Raw genomic sequence first — 22,246 nt, 5'->3', positions numbered from 1 at the left:
CTGAATAAGGAGCATTGCGGCATGAATCATTTCTTTTTGCGACAAAGGCTAGCTGTGTTGTTAATGGTTTCGATGGTCTTATCTCTCCTGGTCCTTCCTGCCCCGGGCAGGGCTGCGGATGTGGAGGTGGATGTGGCTGCGCTGCCGACAAGCGCCGATGCGGCTATAGTGATGGATAACGCGAAGCCGGAAGTGGCCAATACCAATTATGACAGCAGAACGAATCTGTCCAGTTCGACGCAGGGGCTATTCAGTCTTTCGACCAGCAGCTCCAAGAAGACCGAAGTCTACTTCAAATTTGACGTATCTTCCGTTACGGACGCAACTTACAAATTCTACTTGCAAGTCTCTGCCAAAAAAGGCAGCAGTGACATCGATACCGCCCTCCAAGTATACGGGCTATCGAATAACGACTGGCAGGAATCGACCCTTACTTGGAACAATGCTCCGGTAACGGATCTGTCCTCCATGAGTCCGATAGGTCAATTCACAGTCACACAACCGAATGCCTCCAAGCCGGTTTATTACAATGTGGATGTAACGGATTATGTCAGACAGCATCTTCCGAGCCAATCGCTGTCTTTCCTCCTAGCGTCCGAATCTTCGAATCCGGTCAATATCTACGCGAAGGAGAACACATCGGCATCGAATCCGGAGCCTCAGCTGCTCGTAAGGCGCATCGTTCAGAGCGACACTACACCGCCGTCATGGGCCCCGGGATCTGCGCTTAAATCGCTCAATCTGGGCACGGACTTCGTTCAGCTGGCTTGGCCTGCAGCGACCGACGACAGTGCGGTTACGAACTATAAGCTGTATCAAAATGACGAGCTGCTAACGACGGTCACAGGGAGCACTTACTACACGGTTCAAGGACTTGCTCCCCATACGAACGTCATTTATAGCGTTTATGCAGGGGATGCCGTAGGCAACTATTCCTTAACGCCGCTGACGTATAACGTTATGACACTATCCGCGCCTGTGGCGCCTCTGCAGATCGTTGAAGTCAATGCGAGCAGCAGCGACGGCAATGTGGAAAGCAATACGCTGGACAACAACTTGTTCAGCCGCTGGTCAGCCTCTGGAGACGGTCAATACATTATGTTTGATTTAGGGCAACCGAAGACGATTGGCTATGTAGGTATTGCATTTTACAAGGGTGATTTGAGAACGACGTTGATTGATATTCAAACCTCCAATGATGCACAAAGCTGGACCAACGTATTCACCGGCAACAGCCGTCCGGGGACGGTTGATATGCAGGCTTTTGACATTCCGGATACGAATGCTCGCTTCGTGCGCATTGTCGGTCATGGCAATTCCGACGGCAGCACTTTCACGAGTTTAACCGAAGTCATGATCTACATGCCGTTTCCTTCCGGAGATACGCCGGTAGCGACCGTGCCGAACGTGACACCGACGGCGCCGCCGGGAACGGCTCCGTTCACACAGCCGGGCCTTACGAAGCCGGATGGCAGCCCGCATCCGGTACATACGCCTCATCCGGTTACGGGCGCTACGCTGAACGTACTTGATTATGGCGCGAACCCGGCTGACAACGGTCAGGATGACCGTGCGGCGATTCAGAACGCGATCGATGCTGCAGCTTCCGGAGACGAGGTCTACATCCCGAACGGTGTCTATAACCTGATGTCCTCGCCGGACGGGTTTATTAACCTTAAGCTGAAATCGGGCGTCAATTTGCGCGGGGAGAGCGAAGCGGGGACGATTCTGAAGTCGAGCATTGACGATGTGAAGAACAGCTCCGTCCTGAAATCGTCCAATCAGCATGATTTGCTGGTTTCCAACTTGACCGTTACATCGACTTGGAACCGAACGTTCTCGCTGGACCATGTGACGAACAATCCCGCAGCCGGGGGACCGGACAGCATGATCGCCATTGCCAACTATGGGGAAAATCCTTCCTATAACGTAACTATTGATCACGTAACGGTCGAGCGTTTTAGACGGATGGCCATTCGGATTGAGAACAGCCACGATGTCGTGGTTCGCCATGCCACCTTCCGCAATGCGACGGACCTAGGCGGCGGCGGCGCCGGCTACGGCACGTCGATTCAAGGGATGCCGAAGGTTGACAGGCTCGGGTTCGATAACGATACGTATTGGAACGTGGTTGAGGATTCGACGTTCGAAGGGCCGTATTTGCGCCATGGCTCGCTCATCCAGAACGTTGCGCATAATAATGTGCTCAGAAACAATCACTACAACCAAACAAAGCTGGATGCGATCGATCTTCATGGGGAACTCGAATATTTGAACGACGTATACGGCAATACGATTGAGAATATTTATACGGGCGGGGGCGTAGGCCTCGGCAACACGGGCGGTACCGCACCGAGCAACCATAGCAAAACGGGACCGAATAACTATATTCACGACAACGTAATCCGCAACTCACGCGAAGGCATCGTTGTCACGATGGGAACGCCGGATACGCGGATCGAGCGCAACATCATCGAGCAGACAACAACCGTTAATAATGGCGTTGGGATCAATATTTTGAACGGGCCCGGCACCCGCATCGTCAATAACATCATCCGTAACAATACGGCGCCCGGTTACTGGGGAATTTTGCTGGAGCACGATAACGGCGACCAGAATGCCGGCAATATCGGAGCGGGAGACCCTGCCAATGTGCTGATTTCCGGCAATACGATTACGGGGAACACCGGTGGCATTTATTTGCAAAAAGGGACGGATATTACCGTAGCGAAAAATATTATGAGCAGTAACGGCACCGATTATTTGAAAGCCGATGGAGTTACGGCCACTGAAACTTGGCCTTCGGCAGACAATGCGTTGAGTGAATTAACCGTTAGTGCCGGGACGTTAAGCCCGCTGTTCGACCGCACTGAATCGTCCTACTCGGTTACCCTGCCCGCAGGTGTGCGGGAAATTCAAATAATCCCGACAGCTTCAAGCGCTGAAGCAACCGTAACCGTAAACGGAACTGCGGTGGACAGCGGAACTGCATCTTCGGCCATCCGACTGAACGTCGGGGCTAACGTCATCGGCGTTGTAGTTACCGCAGAAAATCAAACGACCAAGACGTACCAGCTCACCGTTACGAGACTCGCAGAGGAGTTTGACAACGACGACGATGACGACAACGACGCGCCGGTCAATCAAGGACCGTCAGGAGCGGTGGCTCCAAGCCCCGCTGGTCAGTTAAAAACGGAGGTGATGGAGAAGGACGGCAAGACCGTCGTTACCTCCAAGGTGGACGAAGTGACACTGGACGCCATCCTAAGAACGCAAGGAGAAGGCCCTCTGACACTCGCGGTCGGCGGTCCAAGCGGTACGGAGCAGGTGCGGGTCGAATTGACGTCTTCCGTCATGCGTAAATTGGCGGATGTTCCATCCGTAACCCTGACCACTCCATTGGGCGGCGTTAAGCTCCCCGTCAAGCAGTTGAGCCTGGACCAGCTGGCGGCTCAGCTTGGAACGAAGCCGGAGAACGTACGCATCGAAGTGGTCATTACGCATCAGGATGGCGCCGCTGCGCAAGCAAAAGCGGACGGCCTTCAAGTTATTGCATCCATCGATTTCGCGGTTCATGCTGTGGCAAGCGGTAGCCAAACCGTGGAGATTGCCGGCTTCAAACAATACGTGCCGTACACAGTGAAGCCCGCGATCGCCGCGATCGCGGAGCGTAACTTGGCAGCGCTGCGAGTTGTTCAGGATGCTAATGGGACAACGAGCTATGAACCGGTGCCTTTTACAGTGATTAATGGTGAGATCACTTTCTACAGCCGCACGAACAGCACGGTGATGTTTATTGCAAACGAGATTTCTTTCAGTGATACGAGGCATCATTGGGCCCAAGACAGCATCGAACGGATGGCGAATAAATGGTTCGTTCAAGGCTTTTCCCAAGATGAATTCCGGCCTGACCAACCGGTCACGCGAGCTGAGCTAGCGGCGATGATTACCCGTGCGTTTGGATTGAAATCAGCTTCCAACAACGGGGCGTTTCGAGATACCGAAGAGACGGCTTGGTACAGTGAGGCTATTCATGCGGCCGTAGAAGCTGGAATCGCAACCGGCTATGAGGATGGAACGTTCCGGCCGGACCAGACGATTACCCGGGAGGAAATGGCGGTTATGATCGACCGCGCTTTGCAGGCGGCGGGATACAACGAGCAGCAAGAGCAGGGGCAGGGGCAGGCGCAGGCGCAGGACTATGAAGATCGTACGCTTATTCATTCCTGGGCCCAAGAGGCCGTTAAACGGCTTGGACAGCTGCAATTGATGGATGGTACAACTCCATCTACATTTGACCCGAAGAAGGAAGCTACACGCGCTCAGAGCGCCGTCCTTCTGCAGCGTCTTCTGCAAGTTTTAACATTTAAATAGCAGCTATAGCAATGATGGCAGAAAGGCTTCGACTAGAAGTCTTTTCTGCCATTTTTTATCTTTCCTAGTTTAAATCCAATGGTCAATAGAGGAATTTACCCGTTTTTGCAGAATTTACAAAGTAAATTATTCAAGAGCAGAGGGCGGGGAAAGAACTATGCTGCTGGAAAAATTGTTCCTGAACATCCTGATCGTTCTTGCACCTGTGTTGTTGCAAAGCGTGTTCGGAGAGAAATGGCGCTATGCGAAGTCGCCGGTTGTGATGGGCATGCTATATGGCATCGCCACGTCCCTCTGTTTGCTCTTTTCGTACAAAGATCTTAATCTATATTGGGATTTGCGGTACGTCCCCCTCGTCATTTCGACGATCTATTTCGGACCCGCTGCGGGATTCGTCAATTATGTGATGATGTTACTGACACGTACGTATCTCGGAGGCGACTCGGTCTGGTTCGGATATGTAAGTATGACGTTAAGCTTCCTGTTCCCGCTTATCGCTTCGAAGAAAGTAAGGCTGATGACCGGCCGTGCGAGGATTAAGGCGACGGTTGCGGTTTCATTAGGTCCTTTACTGGTTATGCTTTTCATTTTGCTATCGTATATGTTTTATGCGCATGAAGGTCATTTGGACAGCTTCGAAATGCTCACGGCATTACTTGCTTTCGGCATCATGCTTGTTCTGGGGGCGTGGCTGTCGGCTATGCTGATGGAAATTAACGTAGAACGAGCCAGGATGAAAGCGCAAATCCAAAAAGCTGAAAAAATGAAAACGTTAGGGGAGCTGGCGGCTTCTATCGCACACGAGGTTCGCAATCCGCTGACGGTGGTGAAAGGCTTCTTGCAGTTGATGCGTCCGAATGAACTAGGCAAAAACCAGCAGTACTTAACGATCGCGATGGAGGAGCTGGAGCGGGCCGAGGCTATCATTCATGATTATTTGAACTTTTCCAAGCCAAAGCCATTGAAGATGGAATCGTTCTCATCATCGGATATGCTGAACAACATTCTGATTCTGCTATCGCCTATGGCGATAAAGAATGGCGTAACGCTGACCTGCCAGCTCGACGAGCACATTTATATGCATTCGGATCGGGGACAACTGCAGCAAGCGTTGGTCAACGTCATCAAAAATGCTATCGAGGCAACGACAGCTGACGGTGAAGTGAAGGTTTGGTTAACGGGTATGACGGACGAGGTTCAATTCCGGATCAGCGATAATGGGAAAGGGATGAGCAAAGAACAGCTGTCCCGGATCGGCCATCTGTTCTATTCCACGAAGGATGTCGGGACGGGTCTGGGGACAGCTGTAACGATGCGCATTATTGATACGATGAACGGGAAAATCATATATGAAAGTGAAGAGGGCGTCGGAACGACGGTCACGATCACACTGCCGGTAAAGTCAAATTAGCGGTTGTCGATTTTCTCCGGGTACATGTCATGGTTCATTAGACGGTGCTCAGCCATCGCCTCGAATTTCGTGCCGGGCTGACCCCAGTTGCAGTAGGGATCGATCGAGATGCCGCCGCGCGGCGTGAATTTGCCCCATACCTCAATGTAACGAGGCTCCATAAGCTTTATCAAGTCGTTCATAATGATGTTGACGCAATCCTCATGGAAATCGCCATGGTTTCGGAAGCTGAACAAATACAGCTTGAGGGATTTGCTCTCCACCATTTTGATATTAGGAATGTAGGAGATGTACAGCGTGGCGAAATCCGGCTGCCCGGTTACGGGACATAAGCTCGTGAATTCAGGGAAGTTGAATTTGACGAAATAGTCCCTGTTCGGATGTTTGTTATCGAAAGCCTCCAACACGGACGGATCATAGTTGAATACATATTTCGTGCCCTGATTGCCCAATAAAGTAATGTCTTTCAAATCTTCATTGCTTCTTCCTGCCATGGATGAATCCTTCTTTCATAGTTTTTTATAGAGGGAGTTTGCGAACCTCTTCTAGGAGCAAATAGTACCACATACAGGCCGAAAATGCACCATAGGAACATTTGGCATATAGCGGGGACGGGTTGGCTGTTCAGCATATTTTTCGTAAACAGGCATGGCATTGTCCGTACGGAGAAGGTAAAATAGATGGATATGTATTTAACAGGATGGAGGTTCATCAGCTTGCAAGCTTTCCATGATCTCTTACAAGATATTTTGACGAATGGCATCAGAAAGGAAGACCGGACGGGAACGGGAACGATATCCGTATTCGGTAGGCAAATGCGCTTCGACTTGTCACAAGGCTTTCCGCTGGTGACAACCAAGAGAGTGCCGTTTCGGCTCATCGCCAGCGAAATGCTCTGGTTTATTAAAGGAGATACGAATATCCGGTATCTGCTGCAGCATAATAACCACATTTGGAACGAGTGGGCGTTCAAGAGGTGGGTGGAAAGCAGCGATTATGCCGGACCTGACATGAGCAACTTCGGTCTGCGCTCCCAACAGGATGAGGCGTTTAAGCTTCAATATGAGGAGCAGATGGCGACTTTCGTGCAAAAGGTGCTGGAAGACGAAGCGTTTGCGAAGCAGTACGGGGAGCTTGGAGACGTGTACGGCAAGCAATGGCGGGATTGGACGACGACGCAGGGCGGCACGATCGATCAGCTGAAGGATGTTATTCATATGATCAAAACGAACCCGGATTCCCGCCGGCTCATCGTCTCCGCTTGGAATCCGGAGGATGTGCCGAGCATGGCGCTGCCGCCATGCCACACGATGTTCCAATTCTACGTGGCGGACGGCAAGCTGTCCTGCCAGCTGTATCAGCGCAGCGCGGATACGTTCCTGGGCATTCCCTTCAACATCGCCGGGTACGCACTGCTCACGCATCTGATCGCACAGGAGTGCGGGCTCGGCGTCGGCGAATTCGTGCATACGCTCGGCGATGCGCATATTTACACCAACCATATCGAGCAGATTCATACGCTGCTCAGCCGAGAGCCGAGGGAGCTGCCCACGCTCAAGCTGAACCAAGAGGTAGCTTCGGTCTTCGACTTTGACGTTAGCGATATTGAGCTGATCGGCTATAACCCGCATCCGACGATTAAGGCGCCGGTCGCCGTCTAGCGTATCTAGCGTACCGAGCGAGAGGAGAGACATGTTGCAATGAGCATATCATTTATTTTTGCCATGGACCGCAACCGGGCCATTGGCGTGAACAATACATTGCCTTGGCATTTGCCGGCGGACTTGAAGTTCTTCAAAGCGGTGACGATGGGGCATCCGATTCTGATGGGGCGGAAGACGTATGAGTCCATCGGCAAGCCCTTGCCAGGCCGGCGGAACATCGTCCTCACGCAAAATCCCGCGTACCGGGCCGAGGGATGCGAAGTCATTCACTCGGTCAGCGAAGCGGTTCAAGCGTTCCGGGACGAAGAGCTGTTCGTGATCGGCGGCGCCGAAATTTTCCGCTTGTTTGCCTCCGAGGTGGACCGGATGTACATTACGTTCATCGAGCATGAATTCGCAGCGGACACCTATATGTCCGAACTCGATTTGTCCGATTGGACTTTGGTTTCTAGCGAGCAAGGCGAACGGAACGAGAAGAATCCGTACGAGTACTATTTCCGCATCTACCAGCGTAAACAATAAAGGCCCTGAGTTCCTCGTCGTGATGACGAAGAGCTCAAGGCCTTTTTGCTAGCTGCGTTTTCTAGTCAGCGAAACGATCAGGGACAGCGCGCCGAGCACGACGGCCGCGATGGACAGGTACAGCGGCGTCTTGGACTCGGAGCTGCCTGCGGCAGCCGGCGCAGCACCGGCAACGACATTGCCGTGGCTGTTCGTTACGGCGCCCGCTTTGGCTTTCACCGTCGTGACAGAAGCGGGCTTGTCTGATCCATCCGCGCCCACCCATTCCACGACACTGCCGTCTTTGTACGTCTGGTAAGCTTTCCAGACGATCTGGGTCGCTGTATCCGCGACTTTCCCCTGCAGATTGAATTCGCCGAATTCCGTGCTGGCCAGACCGTCGCCGGTTGCCGTCCATGTGACGCCGGTAATCTTGCCGGCGGAATCTTTGGCCAGCTCGTACTTCCAGCCGGCTTTCGGCTCGAAGCGGGAGATCGCAACGGCATCCAGCGGGAATTTCACTTCCACCTTCACCGTAGGAATATCTTTCTCCGATGGGACGCGCACGGTGAACTTCTCATAGCTGCCCTGCGTAGCTTCTTTCGGATAGACCGTAACGTGGGCGCTTGCCACTCCGGCCAGCAGCATGGAACCGATCAGCAGGATGCCGGTATGGAGCATTAATTTTTTGAACATGGTAAATTTCCCCTTTCGAATCACTCTTCTCATGTTGTCCATGTTACCTGTTCGGTAAGCGTCTGAGTATGACTCTAGTGGGCTATTTTTTCGACTAGTTTTGTCCTTTTCGTGTCAGGCCGTGTTTGATGGCGAATGCGGTAAGCTGAACGCGGTTCTCTAAGGCAAGCTTTACCAATATATTTTTCATATGGTTCTTAACGGTATGCTCGGAAATGAGCAGCTTTTCTGCAATTTGCCGGTTATTGTCTCCCTGCGCCACATAGGCGGTAATTTCCTGCTCCCGGGACGTCAGCATACTCGGGGTCGGCCCTTCGGCAGGGTTGCCCGCCGGGGCGCGAAACCGCTGGAACAGCTTGTCCGCCATCCCCCTGGCTACTTCGGAATTGTCGTCCAGCAGCGCGCGCAGGTAGGTGAGCCATTCGTCGGGATCCATGTTTTTGAGCAGATACCCCTGGGCTCCGAACTGCAGCGCCGTGAAGAGATCGGCGACGTCATCGGAGACGGTTAGCATAACGATGCGGATCCCTCCATACAGCTGCTTGATGCGCCGCGTCGCTTCGAGTCCATTCATGGGCGACATATGAATATCCATTAAGACAACGTCCGGCGCGGCTTCTCCGCACAGACGAATCGCTTCTTCACCGGAGCTGGCCTCGCCGACGATTTCGAAGTCGGCTACCTGCTGCAGCATGCTGTGTATCGCTTTCCGCGCCAGAGGATGATCGTCCACGATAAGAACGCGGTACGGTTGAATGTGTGTCATGATCCATTCCTCCCGTCCGTGGATCGCACGATCAGCGCAGTGCCGGGTTCGCTGCCGACAGCGCCGGGGGCCGCGGGCTTGAACTCGAGCACAGCCCCTAATTCCTCCGCACGCTTATGCATCAGCTCAATGCCGTATTTCTTGCCTTTGGCTTCGTCATGCCGGACGCCGCGGCCGTTATCCGTAATCTCCAACCGCCAGGAACCTTGCTCAGCCGTCAGTGCCACTGCCGCTCTCGTCGCCATGGAATGCTTGCGGATGTTCGTGAAAGCTTCTTGGATAATGCCGAACAGCTGCACTTCCTCCGTAGAGGAGAAGCTGCCCTCTTCGATGCTCAGCTCCTCCTGCAGCTCGATTCCGGTCACAAGCGTCCAGTCTTTGAGAAACTTATGGATGCGCTGCTCCAGACTCGTTCCTTCCTCGGGAGGGGTGCGAAGATTGAAGATCGCCTGCCGCAGCGAGTTATCAATCTCCGACACCGCCGCTTTCGCTTCCTCCAGATCGCCCTGCTTCAGCTTCACGTTCAGGAAGAACAGCGTCTGAGCCAGATCGTCGTGCAGGGCTCTGGCAAGACGTTCCCGCTCTTCATAGACGGCCCTGCGGGCTTCGCCCATCGTGAGCTGCTCATTGCTGCGTTCAATGCTCTGAAACATCCACGAAGCGAACAAATAAGACAGCAGCAGGGTGATGACGGTAATGGAGAAGTTGCCGGCTTCCATCGTCAAGTAATTCAGCAGAAATTCATGGCGAATATATTCGAAGCCGCCGATGATAATGACCGGTATAAGGATCGTAAACCATTTGAAAAGACGCAATGACATCGTGCATGTCCACTCCTAACTTGAGATTTCGATGTTTGGAACGGTTCCATTATAACAAATAAATGTTCGTTTTCTTTACAAAAATGTAAGCCGGGGACTTCTCAATGTGTGAACACGTGTGCTACATTGTTAATTAATCGTAACACGAAGATGGAGAGGCGGATGGAACAAGCATGTGGAAATCTTGGATGCAGCAGAAAAAAAGCTGGGGCGGATACGTGGGTTTTATTTTGCTCCTTCATATACTAGGGATCTTCGGGCTTTTCACCGTGGCCCAATCGTCTCCGGCTTTCTGGGGAATCGGGCTTCTCGCCTATACGCTCGGCATGCGGCATGCTTTCGACGTGGATCATATTGCCGCGATTGACAATACGGTGCGCAAGCTTGTGCAGCAGAAGAAGAACCCGCTTGGCGTCGGATTTTATTTCTCGCTCGGACACTCCTCGGTCGTCTTCCTGATGGCGATCGTTACGGCCTTCTCCGTACAGTGGGCCGAGCGGGAGCTGCCCTGGATGCAGCGCTTCGGCGGCGTCATCGGTGCGTCAGTGTCCGGGTTGTTTCTGGTGATCATCGGAATTATCAATCTGCTGATTCTGATCAACCTGTACAAAATGTTCGTGAAATTTCGCGGCGGCAAGCACAATGACGAGGAGTTCGAAGCGCTGCTGGAATCCAGGGGCTTCATTACCCGGATCATCAAGCCGCTGTTCTCCTTCATAAGCAAAAGCTGGCACGTATATCCGCTCGGCTTTCTATTCGGCTTAGGCTTCGATACCGCCAGTGAAATCGCGCTGCTGGCCATTTCCGCCCATGCGGCGAAGGAAGCCATTCCGTTCATCGGCATCATCTCGCTTCCACTGCTGTTCGCGGCAGGGATGAGCCTTTTCGACACGGCTGACGGGATGTTCATGACCAAAGCGTACAGATGGGCCTTCCATACACCGGTTCGGAAGCTGTATTATAACTTGACCGTCACCGCTTTGGCCGTTGTTGCCGCTTTAATTATCGGCGTCATCGAACTGGGCCAGGTGCTTTCGGAAGAGCTGGGAATGAAAGGATCATTCTGGGCATGGCTGCAGGAGATTGACTTCGGCGTTCTCGGCTTTATCCTGGTCGCCTTGTTCATCGCGGCCTGGATCGTCTCGATCGCCGTATGGAAATGGTTGAAGATTGAGGAACGCTGGAGCGCGAAAGCTTAATATACGACGATTGTCCTGGGTCCCGGAGCTAGCATCCGGGACCATTTTAGTACTGGTGAACATTGGAATATGAATTTTTTCTAAAGGTTATCCTATAAAGAAGGATTTTGCCGAAAAAAGTGGAATTTAATTGGTCTGATCTTTGATACCATATAAAGAAAGTAGGACTTATATGATTGAGTTTAAACATATTTCCAAGGTATATCCTAACGGAACTGTGGGTCTGAACGACATTAATTTAACGATTAAGCCTGGTGAGTTCGTAGTTATCGTGGGTCTTTCGGGTGCCGGGAAATCGACGCTGCTGCGTTCCATTAACCGCTTGCATGAAACGACGGCCGGTGAGATTCTGATCGACGGCAAATCGATAACGAAGGCGAACGGTGCCGAATTGCGCCGCATGCGGCGGGATATCGGGATGATCTTCCAGACCTTTAACCTCGTCAAGCGCTCTTCTGTGCTTCGCAACGTACTCTCCGGCCGTGTAGGCTATCACTCCACACTGCGTACTGTACTGGGTTTATTCCCTAAACACGATATCGAGCTTTCCCTGAAAGCGCTGGAAAGAGTGAACATACGGGAGAAAGCCTATTCACGCGCCGATGAATTGTCCGGTGGTCAACAACAGCGCGTATCCATCGCAAGAGCGTTGGCGCAAGAAGCCAAAATCATTTTGGCGGACGAGCCGGTAGCTTCCTTGGACCCTTTAACGACCAGACAGGTTATGGATGACCTGAAACGCATCAATACCGAGCTGGGCATTACGACGGTCGTGAACCTTCACTTTATCGATCTAGCGCGCGAGTATGCGACCCGGATTATCGGTCTTCGCGCCGGCAAAGTCGTCTATGACGGACCTGTGGCGGAAGCGACGGATGACGTATTCTCCGAAATTTATGGCCGTGCCATTAAGAAAGATGAGCTCTTGGGGGTGCAGGAGGGATGAGTGCGACGATCGTCAAAAGACCTCCTCGAACGAAATTATATCTCACAGCGATTATCATGCTGCTGTTCCTGGCCGGTAGTATCTACCAGACGGATGCAACCTTGACGAAGCTGGTGACGGGTACACCGGAAATTTTCAAATTTGTCGCGGAAATGTTCCCGCCGGACTGGGCGTTCTTCGGCGATATTTGGAAGCCGATGATGCAAACGATCCAGATGTCCATTATCGGGACAACGGTTGGCGCGCTGTTCGCGTTCCCGATGGCGCTGCTGGCAGCCCGCAACGTAACGACCAACCCATGGCTGTTCTATCCGGCAAGGCTGATCCTGAACTTGATCCGCACCATTCCGGATTTGCTGTACGCGGCACTCTTTGCCGTCCTCGTCGGCTTCGGTCCGACGGCAGGTACGCTAGCACTTATTTTCTTCACTTTCGGGATTCTGTCCAAGCTGTCCTACGAATCGACGGAAGCGATTGATCCGGGACCGCTGGAAGCGATGACCGCCGTCGGTGCGAATAAGCTGAAGCTCATCCGCTTCGGGGTCATTCCGCAAGTAGCGCCTACGTATTTGGCTCATTTCCTGTACACCTTCGAAGTGAGCATCCGTGCTTCCGCTATTCTCGGTCTCGTAGGAGCGGGCGGTATCGGCTTGCTGCTCAAAAATACGCTGGACCTGTTCCGCTACGACCAGTCCTGCGCGATCGTTATTTATACGCTGATCGTCGTTGTCATCATCGATTTGGTAAGTACCCGTTTCCGTACGTACCTGCTCAAAGGCAGCGCGAAACCGATGCCGGCTGCGCGTGCGCGTACCTTCAAAATTATCGGTTGGTTTGCCGTTGTCGCTCTGTTCATCTGGTCCTTGACCGGTCTTGAGCTTACGGGCTTCCAGCCCACGACCTGGATTTTGACGAAAGCGATGATCTCCGGTTTGTTCCATCCGGATTGGGCTTATGTCTACATCCCGGAAGGGGAAGATTTGCTTCGCTCCCTGCTTGAAACGTTATCGATCTCCTACTTGGGCAACTTCGTTTCGGCCGTCGTCTGTTTGCCGTTCGCTTTCTGGGCGGCAGCGAATATGAGCCGGATCCGGGTGGTTTCCGGGACAGGCAAGCTGTTCCTGAGCATCGTTCGGACGATTCCGGAAATCATCATGGCTTTGATCTTCATCAAAGCGGTCGGACCCAATGCTTACGCCGGCGTTATGGCGCTAGGCCTGCATTCCGTGGGGATGCTCGGCAAGCTGTATGCCGAAGCCATCGAGAATATGGATATGGGGCCTACGGAAGCGATGAATGCCGTTGGAGCGAACTTCTGGCAGCGGATGGCCTACGCCGTCGTGCCGCAGGTAATTCCCGATTTCATCTCGTATACGCTGTACCGGTTCGAGATTAACGTCCGTTCGGCAACTTTACTTGGGATCATCGGTGCGGGCGGTATCGGTACTCCGCTTATCTTCGCGCTGAATGCCAGACAGTGGCCGCGCGTAGGGATTATTCTCATCGGTATCATTGTCACCGTATCGATTATTGATTATATCTCAGGGACGCTCCGCAAACGCATCGTATAGAAGCAACAGACGCCGCAAATGCGGCGTCTGTTTTGGTTTATCCCTATGCCAATGACCACTAGTTGGAAAGTCTCTTCTGTGCAACCAGGCGAAGCGGCCCGCGCCGAATCTGTGTTGCTGCAGAGGAAGGGCTGGCTGGTGTCAGCACCTCAATCTGTTCGATCAGCTCGATCGGGATCAAAACGTTGCTTATTTTCACGAGTCGAAAAGCCGAGTAATAATTGGTGATGACTCCTCGAATCTCGTCTTTACCGCACCGGATGGAGACTTCATTTTTGCAGCTGATTAGCTTTTCGAACATCTCATTTTCACCCCACTATGATATATGACAAGTCCAGGTAAACATTTGTCATGCAAAAGTAAAAAAAAAATTTGCGGACGTGCCACACTCATAGTATGCAGGCGCAGAACGGAGTAGAATGAAAAAAACCTCCGCATGGTTCATGCGGAGGTTTTCCGGGTTTCAATTCGTTATGAAGCAAGAGGCTTATTTCAAGCCCATTTCTTTGTTGGCGTCACGGACGATGTTGAAGTCAGAGTCATTCGCTACAACATAGCCTTTGTGTGTGTAAACGTCGAAAATAACTTTTTGACCTTCCGGATCTTTCCCGATGGCGATGAATGCGTCTTGGATTTTCTTCTTCCAAGCTGCATCCATATCGGAGCGAACGGCGATCGTATCGTTAGGAATTTTGTCAGAGAAGGCCAGAACTTTCGTTTGTTTGAAGATCTCCGGATAATCCTTGATCATGTTCGTACGAATATCTTGGAATACGCCGACAGCGTCAACTTGACCGTTCAGCAGCGCGATAACCGCTTTGTCATGGCCTTGGAATTGTACGCCTGTTACATCTTTCACCGGATCAACGCCGGCTTTCTTCAGCAGAAGACCTGGGTAAACGTAACCAGCGGCGGAAGTTACACCTTGCCAGCCGATTTTCTTACCTTTCAAATCAGCCACGGATTTGATCGGGGAATCCGCTTTGACAAGAATTTCGGATTTGTAGAAGTTGACCAGCTCAGTCGTCGGTTGGCCTGTTGCATCGTCAACTCCGAAGCGTGTCGCTTGCGCGAGCAGGTCAGCCGCTTTGCGCGTATCGTGAGCAACAACGTAGTTGCTCGGAGGCAGGAAGCCTACGTCAACTTGTTTGGAAGCCATAGCTTCGATAACAACGTTGTAGTCAGTTGAAACCGACACTTTTACCGGGATGCCAAGCTTGTCACCGAGAAGTTTCTCAAGCGGCTTCGCTTTTGCTTCAAGCGTCTCTGCGTTTTGGGAAGGAACGAATTGCACTTTCAGTTCTTTAGGAACGAATCCTGCTGCTGCTGCCGGAGTAGCTGTAGCTGCTGCACCTGCGGAAGCGGAAGGAGCCGGAGTTTCTTTCTTTGCGCAGCCTGCAAGAAGACCAGCCGCAACAACCATGGACAAGGAGATAACCGTTAATTTCTTCATTTCTTTTTGACCTCCGTTTAATTTAATTTACTTTTTATCTATGATGTACTATAACATTAACATAAAATATATGGAAGATAGTGTGAAGTATTTGTTAAACTGACAAGGGATATGTATCTTCATACAAAATAATGTTATGGAGTGGAGAAATTGACGCAATCAATCGACAAAAACCAATGCAGCCTAACCATACTGGAGACAAGCGATCTGCATGGCAATATGCTGCCTCTGCATTATGCGAATAACAAGCCGAACGACGTCGGGTTATCCAAAGTGGCGACCCTGATCGCACAGGAGCGCAAGCAGTCGGCGAACGTGCTGGTCATCGATAACGGTGACCTCATTCAAGGCACGCCGCTAGCCTACCATCATGCCAGACTGGACAACGAGCCTATGGATCCGATGGTGCTCGGCCTTAACTATATCGGCTACGATGCGGCTGTGATCGGTAATCATGAGTTTAATTACGGTCTGGGTGTGCTGGGCAAAGCGGTCAAGGAATCCGACTTCCCCTGGTTATGCGCTACGATCCTCGATGAGAAGACGGGAGAGCCTTTCTTGGGCAAGCCCTATCTCGTCAAAGTGCTTCCGGAAGGCGTGCGGGTCGGCATACTGGGGCTGACCACGCCTTATATACCGAATTGGGAGAATCCTGCGCACATCGAGGGCTTGCAATTCGTGGATGCCGTAGAAGCGGCGAAGCGATGGGTGAAAGTGCTTCGGGAAGAGGAGCAGGCGGATGTCGTCGTCGTTTCCTATCACGGGGGATTCGAGCGGCACTTGGAGACAGGCGAGCCGACCGAGCCGTTGACCGGGGAGAATCAAGGCTACCGGCTGTGCATGGAAGTCCCTGGGATCGACGTACTGCTGACGGGGCATCAGCACCGGAGCATTGCAGGTCAGACGGTAGGGGGCGTCATTGTCGTTCAGCCGGGAACAGCGGGGGTCACCCTCGGCAAAGTGCGGCTGGCGTTGTCGAAGACAGACGGCGGCCAATGGGCGATCGCGAGCCGAACCTCCGAGCTGCTCCCGGTTGCGGGTGTCGAGGCCGATGCCAAGCTGATCGAGCTGGTGAGCGCCTACGAGGCCAAGACCCAAGAATGGCTTGACCAGCCGATCGGGAAACTGACCGGCGATATGCTGGTGAAAGACCCGATGGGGATTCGGCTCAAAGACAGCGCGCTGATTGAATTCATCAACCGCGTGCAAATGGAGCTGTCCGGAGCCTCGATATCGAATACGGCGTTGTTTGACAACGTTTCGCCGGGCTTCCCTGCGGATATTACGATGAGGGACATCGTATCCAATTACATTTATCCGAATACGTTGAAAGTCATCCGCATCTCCGGACAAGACATTAAGGATGCGCTGGAGCAGTCTGCGGAATATTTCGAGCTTACAGACGGCGGCGAGGTTCAAGTGAGCGCCAAGTTCAGGGAGCCGAAGCCGCAGCATTACAACTACGATATGTGGGAAGGCATCACGTATAGATTAAACATCTCCCGTCCCGTCGGAGAGCGCGTCGTGCTGCTGGAGTACGAAGGCCGGCCGCTGGACCTGGAAGCATCCTATGATGTGGTAATGAACAACTACCGGGCTGCCGGCGGCGGCAATTACGCCATGTTCCAGGATAAGCCCGTCATCAAGGATATTCCTACCGACGTAGCGGAGCTGCTTGCCGGATATATCATGGAACGGGGCACAATCGAAGCCAGTGTGAACGGGAACTGGGAAGTCGTTTGGGAATAGGCAAGACATGAAGAAGACCTCCGGGATCTGTTGCCTGGACGGTCTTCTTTTCGTAAATCGGTACTAGGCGATTCCTTGCGGATTGGATATGATTAGCATAGTACATACGATATGCACAAGGAGGTTTCACAAGTGAACAATGCAAATACGATCGAATTGTGGCCCGGAGCATCCAAGGATAGCATCGGTGAGGAGAACCAAGGATGCCCGAGCCTGACTTTGTATCCTGTAGCAAGTGAAGGCTTGAGCTCTGCCGTCATAGTATGCCCAGGGGGCGGCTACGGTAGGCGTGCGCCTCATGAAGGCGAACCGGTCGCGAAGTGGTTGAACGGGTTGGGCATCTCGGCGTTCGTTCTTAATTACCGCGTAGCGCCGTATGAGCATCCCGTTCCGCTCCAGGATGCCCAGAGGGCGATTCGCACGGTAAGACATCATGCCGAAGAATGGGGCATCGACGCGAATCGTGTAGGTATTCTCGGCTTCTCGGCCGGCGGACATTTGGCTTCCTCGGCAGGTACTTTGTTCGATGCAGGCAACCCGGAAGCCGCAGATCCGATTGACAGACAGGGCAGCCGGCCGGATGCTTTAATCCTGTGCTATCCCGTCATTTCGTTCTACGAGTTCGGACATGTCGGCTCCAAGCGGAATTTGCTGGGTGAGAACCCGGATGAGCAGTTGGTCAATCTGCTATCGACAGAGAAGCAGGTCTCGGCTCATACACCGCCGACGTTCCTGTGGCATACGGCCGACGATGCCGCCGTTCCCGTAGAGAACAGCTTGCTTTTTGCCGGCGCCCTTAGCCGCCATAAGGTGCCTTACGATCTGCATGTGTTCGAGAGCGGACGCCATGGCATAGGAATGGCGCAGGATCATGCGGAAGCGTACCTATGGCCCGAGCTTTGTGCGAATTGGCTGAAAAAGCAGCATTTTGCATGAACAAGCTCATCTATGAATGCCATCATGTTGGAGATGCAGCCATCGCGCTGACGTTAGGCACTGGCATTGACTTGTCTACGTTAGATCTGGTGCAGCAAGTGAGCGCCTATTTGGAGAAGCATCCTTTCGACGGGTTCATGGAATTGGTAACGGCTTATACGACGATAACGATTTACTATGACTGCGTTGCGGTTTATCGGCATCATACGGATAAGGAACAGCTTCGCAAGCAGGAGAATGAGGCAGATGAACTGCTGCCCTACGAGATTGTGCAGCGGCACATACAGGCGTGCCTGGAGGGCTTTCAGCCGACCCCGCAAGGCAGCTCCGGCAGCGGGACGGATGTCATGGAGATTCCGGTCTGCTACGGCGGCGAGTTCGGTCCCGATTTGGACGAGGTTGCGGCTTATCATCATGTGACAGCCGAGACCATCATCCAACTGCACACCGCCCACATATACCCGGTGTATATGATCGGCTTCGCCCCGGGGTTTCCTTATTTGGGCGGTTTGCCGGATGGGCTTGCTACGCCGCGGAAGCCGGCTCCCCGGGAGCGTATTCCCGCAGGCTCTGTAGGGATCGGCGGCGCGCAGACGGGCATCTATCCGCTTGAGACGCCGGGCGGCTGGCAAATCATCGGCCGCACGCCGCTCGCACTCTTCCGGCCGGAACACGAAGTACCGTCTCTGCTGCGAGCCGGCGACCGAGTGAGATTCGTGCCGATCACGCCGGAGGTCTTCCATGCTGCCGCGGAAAGGAGTGGGCGCAATGGGCTTTAGAGTCGTAAAGCCGGGACTCTTGTCGACGCTGCAGGATGAAGGACGCTTCGGATACCGCAAGTATGGGGTTATTGCTTCGGGGCCGATGGACTATTTCGCTCATCGGACGGCGAATCTGCTTGCGGGAAACAGAGCGGACGCGGCTGTTCTGGAGATGACGCTGAACGGCCCTGTCTTGTCCGCACAGGCCGATATGCTGCTGGCGCTATGCGGAGCGGGTATGGAAGCGGATGTGGACGGAAGGCCGGTGTCGTCATGGCAGCCGTTTCACATGGAGAAGGGAGAGACGCTGCATGTCCGCTATGCCGTTCAGGGATGCAGAGCTTACCTGGCTGTGCATGGGGGCTTCGTGGCGAACAAGGCGCTGGGGAGCACAAGCACGTATTTGCGGGCGGCGTTAGGCGGTTATGCCGGGAGAGCGCTGCGAGCGGGCGATGAGCTGTCCATAGGCGAGGCAAGGCAGTACCCGATGAAGCGGCCCCTATCCGGTTATGTAAGCACCCATATCCGTCCTCCTTACGATGCCGCTCCTGTGGTCAGCGTCGTTGCGGGGAAGGAAGCCGGCCGTTTTACGGAGCAAGCGAAGGCCGCGTTGTATGCCAACAGCTTCACGGTTACCCCGCAATCGGACCGGATGGGGTACCGGTTGGAGGGGGAGGCGCTGTCCCTTGATAACGGCTGTCCCTCTGAGATGATCTCGGAAGCGGTCACTCCGGGAACGATTCAGGTGCCTCCGGGCGGGAATCCGATCCTGCTGATGGCGGATTGCCAAACCACGGGCGGTTATCCGAGAATCGCCCAGGTGATTACCGCGCATTTGCCCTTGGTCGCACAAGTAAAGCCAGGCGCTGCGCTGCGTTTCCGCGAAGTGAGCCTCAGAGAGGCTCAGGAGCAGCTCTTGCTGCAGGCGATGGATTTGAGGCTGCTGGAGGCTGGACTTAAGGCTTGGGCCAAGAACGGGCGCCATACCATATAAACTTGCTGGGGGTGTTCACGATCACGCTGCGTATTGATTTGAATTGTGACATGGGCGAGGGCTTCGGCGCCTATCGCCTTGGCCGTGACGCGGAGCTGCTGGATTACGTCAGCTCCGCCAACATCGCCTGCGGGTTCCACGCAGGCGATCCGGCCACTATGCGCAGCACCGTGCAGCTGTGCATGCGCAAAGGCGTTGCGATCGGGGCCCATCCGGGCCTGCCCGATCTGCAGGGCTTCGGCCGGCGCGAGATGGCGATCACGCCGGCCGAGGCTTACGAGCTGACGCTGTATCAGCTCGGGGCGCTGCAGGCGTTCGTCCATGCCGAAGGCGGCCGCCTGCAGCACGTCAAGCCGCACGGCGCGCTCTATCACATGGCGGCGAACCGCCATGATCTGGCCGCGGCCATTGCGGCTGCGACACGCAGCGTCAGCGCGGAGCTGACGCTGTTCGGTCCGCCCGGCAGCGAGCTGCTCCGGGCGGGCGCCGCCGCAGGGCTGCGGACCGCGAGCGAAGCTTTCGCGGACCGCACCTACCGGCGGGACGGCGCGCTGACGCCCCGGGACCAGCCCGGGGCGCTGCTGGCGAGCGCCGCGGATGCGGCGGCGCAGGTGGTGCGGCTTGTCCGCGAGGGGAAGGTCCTCTCCCTGGAGGGGGAGGATCTGAGCATGCGCGCGGACACGATCTGCATCCACGGCGACGGTGCGCACGCTGTGGAGTTTGCGCGCGATATCCGCGCGCTGCTGGACAGCAGCGGCATCGCGGTGCGCGCGCTGGGGCATTGACCGGGAAGAGAAGCCTCCGATTCCATAGAGTCGGGGGCTTCTCTTCTTTGCTCCCGCTGCGCCCAGCTCCCGCTGCGCCCAGCTCCCGCTGCGCCCAGCTCCCGCTGCGCCCAGCTCCCGCTGCGCCCAGCTCCTGCTGCGCTCAGCTCCTGCTGCACTGTGCCCTGCTGCACTCAGCTCCTGCTGAACTCGCCTGCGCGAACCGCCTGGGAAAGAATCCTTATAACCATTCTTTCACTTGAGACCGGGCTGGGAATATGAGTAAATAGATATGTAGCCGGCCGGCTAATGACTTCGGAAAGGAGTGATCAAGGTGATTACAACAAAAGCGGAGGTGATCTCTGCGTAAGCAGAGATCATCGTTACAAAACCGGGGGCTCCTGGGCCCCCGCATAATTTTAACTTTGCGAGTAGACAGCGAGAAGCTTTTTACATATAATGAGAATTGTGAACACGAAGTGAACACAGGCAAGCAGGAGAGAACTTGCTCTCCACCCCCCAATTAAATTCCAATATTAGGTGAAAGGAGTGCTTTTTAATGAACACAATGACTAACACAGTAGCGATGATTGTTGCGGCCGCCGCAGAGGTACTCGTCTCCTAACTGAATATCATTCGTGGAATAACCGTTCACCTGAATTTGTATAATTGAATATACAACCCACAGGCACGATTATGGTCGTGTTTTTTTTATTCCATTTTGATAAGAATGGTATGAGGTTTAGGGGCGATGAGATTACACTCTGCAAATCATAACAAAGGTTCAACTTTGCGAAAATTTGAGGAGGTTTCCATCCATGAGTTACAAGAACGGGAAAGACGTTCTTCCCCCTAACCTATTGAAACAATTGCAAGAATATATCCAAGGTGAAATCGTATATATCCCTAAGAAGGAGCAGAAACGCGCCGGCTGGGGAGAAAATAACGGAACACGCATTATTATCGAGCGTAGAAACCAAGAAATTTACCGGTTGTACCAAACAGGTTCAACGGTGATGGAATTGATCAAGGTCTTCCATCTGTCGGAGGATTCCATCCGCAAAATTATTGTGAAAACGCGCGAATTGACGGCAAATCAAGCATAGAAGCAGCATCCATTGCGATGTTGCTTTTTTTCTTGTTTAATCAGGATAGAGGAGGGGGTTTCGTGATATTCGTATTCGTTTACGGCACATTGCTCGTTGGGGAAAGCAACCATGCGGTCGCCGCTCCCTATGTGAAATCGGTGCAACCCGGCACGGTTTACGGGCGTCTATTTGATGTCGGCGCTTACCCTGCGCTTGTGCTGGCGGAGGCCAGCGAAGGCCGGCGTGTGACGGGAGAGTGGCTGGAAGTGACGGAAGAAGGCTTGCGGGCGATGGATGCCCTGGAGGACTACTACGGTCCTGGCGAAGATAATGAATATGACCGGGTATGGGTTCGGGATGCCGATGGCGTGCGGGAAGGCTGGGTGTACACATACGCTCAGGCAGAAGGGCTTCAAGTCATTGACGGCTCTTCGTGGAAAGTATATAACGCCCGCAAAAGGAGTTGATTTTTTTCGTTTTTTTTCGACAAGTTCCTATCCTGCCTGAAGGCATGATGCTATAATTAAACTAATTAATTTGACTGAGGGAGAT

General features: G+C 53.5%; 20 protein-coding genes and 1 riboswitch. Of the genes, 14 read left to right on the top strand and 6 right to left on the bottom strand.

Annotation, left to right across the window (positions count from 1 at the left end; translation table 11 throughout):
- Positions 1–21: 21 nt before the first annotated feature.
- Positions 22–4,374 carry an S-layer homology domain-containing protein gene (locus J2X61_RS01140; protein ID WP_310185172.1) on the top strand — a complete coding sequence of 1,451 codons (4,353 nt, stop codon included), beginning with the start codon at positions 22–24 and terminating at the stop codon, positions 4,372–4,374.
- A gap of 157 nt (positions 4,375–4,531) precedes the next feature.
- The gene (locus tag J2X61_RS01135) at positions 4,532–5,785 is read left to right on the top strand and encodes a sensor histidine kinase (RefSeq protein ID WP_274466667.1); all 1,254 of its coding nucleotides are present in this window, start codon (positions 4,532–4,534) and stop codon (positions 5,783–5,785) included.
- Here J2X61_RS01135 and queF read toward each other — a convergent pair.
- Positions 5,782–6,279 (bottom strand): preQ(1) synthase, encoded by a 498-nt coding sequence (gene queF, locus J2X61_RS01130; protein ID WP_274466666.1) that lies wholly within the window; start codon positions 6,277–6,279, stop codon positions 5,782–5,784. The two genes, J2X61_RS01135 and queF, sit on opposite strands and share 4 nt — an antisense overlap.
- A gap of 11 nt (positions 6,280–6,290) precedes the next feature.
- Positions 6,291–6,334, bottom strand: a riboswitch (PreQ1 riboswitch).
- A gap of 137 nt (positions 6,335–6,471) precedes the next feature.
- Here queF and J2X61_RS01125 point away from each other — a divergent pair.
- The gene (locus J2X61_RS01125; protein ID WP_310185667.1) at positions 6,472–7,446 is read left to right on the top strand and encodes a thymidylate synthase; all 975 of its coding nucleotides are present in this window, start codon (positions 6,472–6,474) and stop codon (positions 7,444–7,446) included.
- Positions 7,447–7,485: 39 nt separating this feature from the next.
- Entirely contained in the window at positions 7,486–7,971 is a 486-nt protein-coding gene (locus tag J2X61_RS01120; protein WP_274466665.1) for a dihydrofolate reductase, read from the top strand.
- Between the two features lie 48 nt (positions 7,972–8,019).
- On the opposite strand, the gene J2X61_RS01115 is transcribed toward J2X61_RS01120, so the two are convergent.
- The 3 genes from J2X61_RS01115 to J2X61_RS01105 all read right to left on the bottom strand — a co-directional run bounded on the left by J2X61_RS01115 (position 8,020) and on the right by J2X61_RS01105 (position 10,233).
- Positions 8,020–8,646 (bottom strand): YcnI family copper-binding membrane protein, encoded by a 627-nt coding sequence (locus tag J2X61_RS01115; protein ID WP_310185164.1) that lies wholly within the window; start codon positions 8,644–8,646, stop codon positions 8,020–8,022.
- A 94-nt stretch (positions 8,647–8,740) separates the two neighbouring features.
- The gene (locus J2X61_RS01110; RefSeq protein WP_274467465.1) at positions 8,741–9,403 is read right to left on the bottom strand and encodes a response regulator; all 663 of its coding nucleotides are present in this window, start codon (positions 9,401–9,403) and stop codon (positions 8,741–8,743) included.
- Between the two features lie 5 nt (positions 9,404–9,408).
- Complete coding sequence (locus J2X61_RS01105) at positions 9,409–10,233, bottom strand: sensor histidine kinase (RefSeq protein ID WP_310185161.1); 825 nt, start codon at positions 10,231–10,233, stop codon at positions 9,409–9,411.
- Between the two features lie 173 nt (positions 10,234–10,406).
- Here J2X61_RS01105 and J2X61_RS01100 point away from each other — a divergent pair, with 173 nt between their 5' ends.
- The 3 genes from J2X61_RS01100 (at position 10,407) to phnE (ending at position 13,949) form a co-directional block, all read left to right on the top strand.
- Entirely contained in the window at positions 10,407–11,432 is a 1,026-nt protein-coding gene (locus J2X61_RS01100; protein WP_274466662.1) for a HoxN/HupN/NixA family nickel/cobalt transporter, read from the top strand.
- Between the two features lie 172 nt (positions 11,433–11,604).
- Positions 11,605–12,378, top strand: coding sequence for a phosphonate ABC transporter ATP-binding protein (phnC, locus tag J2X61_RS01095; protein WP_274466661.1), 774 nt, complete (start codon positions 11,605–11,607; stop codon positions 12,376–12,378).
- Positions 12,375–13,949 (top strand): phosphonate ABC transporter, permease protein PhnE, encoded by a 1,575-nt coding sequence (gene phnE / locus J2X61_RS36270; protein ID WP_396135385.1) that lies wholly within the window; start codon positions 12,375–12,377, stop codon positions 13,947–13,949. Before phnC ends, phnE begins: the two co-directional genes overlap by 4 nt.
- Positions 13,950–14,007: 58 nt before the next feature.
- Here the strand turns inward: phnE and J2X61_RS01080 are convergent, their stop codons facing one another.
- Both J2X61_RS01080 and J2X61_RS01075 read right to left on the bottom strand, forming a co-directional pair.
- Positions 14,008–14,250, bottom strand: a complete 243-nt coding sequence (locus J2X61_RS01080; protein WP_274466660.1) for a hypothetical protein — start codon at positions 14,248–14,250, stop codon at positions 14,008–14,010.
- Between the two features lie 186 nt (positions 14,251–14,436).
- The gene (locus J2X61_RS01075) at positions 14,437–15,402 is read right to left on the bottom strand and encodes a phosphate/phosphite/phosphonate ABC transporter substrate-binding protein (protein ID WP_274466659.1); all 966 of its coding nucleotides are present in this window, start codon (positions 15,400–15,402) and stop codon (positions 14,437–14,439) included.
- Between the two features lie 150 nt (positions 15,403–15,552).
- Between J2X61_RS01075 and J2X61_RS01070 the strand changes: the two genes are divergently transcribed.
- From J2X61_RS01070 to J2X61_RS01040, 7 genes are all read left to right on the top strand, one after another.
- The gene (locus J2X61_RS01070; RefSeq protein ID WP_379239613.1) at positions 15,553–17,151 is read left to right on the top strand and encodes a bifunctional metallophosphatase/5'-nucleotidase; all 1,599 of its coding nucleotides are present in this window, start codon (positions 15,553–15,555) and stop codon (positions 17,149–17,151) included.
- Positions 17,152–17,283: 132 nt separating this feature from the next.
- On the top strand, positions 17,284–18,087 hold the full coding sequence (locus tag J2X61_RS01065) for an alpha/beta hydrolase (RefSeq protein ID WP_274466657.1): 804 nt from the start codon (positions 17,284–17,286) through the stop codon (positions 18,085–18,087).
- Complete coding sequence (gene pxpB / locus J2X61_RS01060) at positions 18,084–18,866, top strand: 5-oxoprolinase subunit PxpB (protein WP_310185156.1); 783 nt, start codon at positions 18,084–18,086, stop codon at positions 18,864–18,866. Before J2X61_RS01065 ends, pxpB begins: the two co-directional genes overlap by 4 nt.
- Positions 18,856–19,842, top strand: a complete 987-nt coding sequence (locus J2X61_RS01055; RefSeq protein ID WP_310185155.1) for a 5-oxoprolinase subunit C family protein — start codon at positions 18,856–18,858, stop codon at positions 19,840–19,842. The genes pxpB and J2X61_RS01055 overlap by 11 nt, the downstream gene beginning before the upstream one ends.
- Before the next feature lie 2 nt (positions 19,843–19,844).
- Complete coding sequence (locus tag J2X61_RS01050) at positions 19,845–20,627, top strand: LamB/YcsF family protein (RefSeq protein ID WP_310185153.1); 783 nt, start codon at positions 19,845–19,847, stop codon at positions 20,625–20,627.
- A 797-nt stretch (positions 20,628–21,424) separates the two neighbouring features.
- A complete protein-coding gene (locus tag J2X61_RS01045) occupies positions 21,425–21,712 on the top strand; it encodes a CD3324 family protein (RefSeq protein WP_274466654.1) in 288 nt (95 codons plus the stop codon).
- Positions 21,713–21,774: 62 nt separating this feature from the next.
- The gene (locus J2X61_RS01040) at positions 21,775–22,161 is read left to right on the top strand and encodes a gamma-glutamylcyclotransferase family protein (RefSeq protein ID WP_274466653.1); all 387 of its coding nucleotides are present in this window, start codon (positions 21,775–21,777) and stop codon (positions 22,159–22,161) included.
- Positions 22,162–22,246: the final 85 nt, after the last annotated feature.

The organism is Bacillus sp. 3255 (genome assembly GCF_031456485.1).
Taxonomy (GTDB): Bacteria; Bacillota; Bacilli; order Paenibacillales; family NBRC-103111; genus Paenibacillus_E.
Note: the sequence above shows the minus strand (reverse complement) of the source record. Positions and strands in the feature narration are given on the sequence as shown.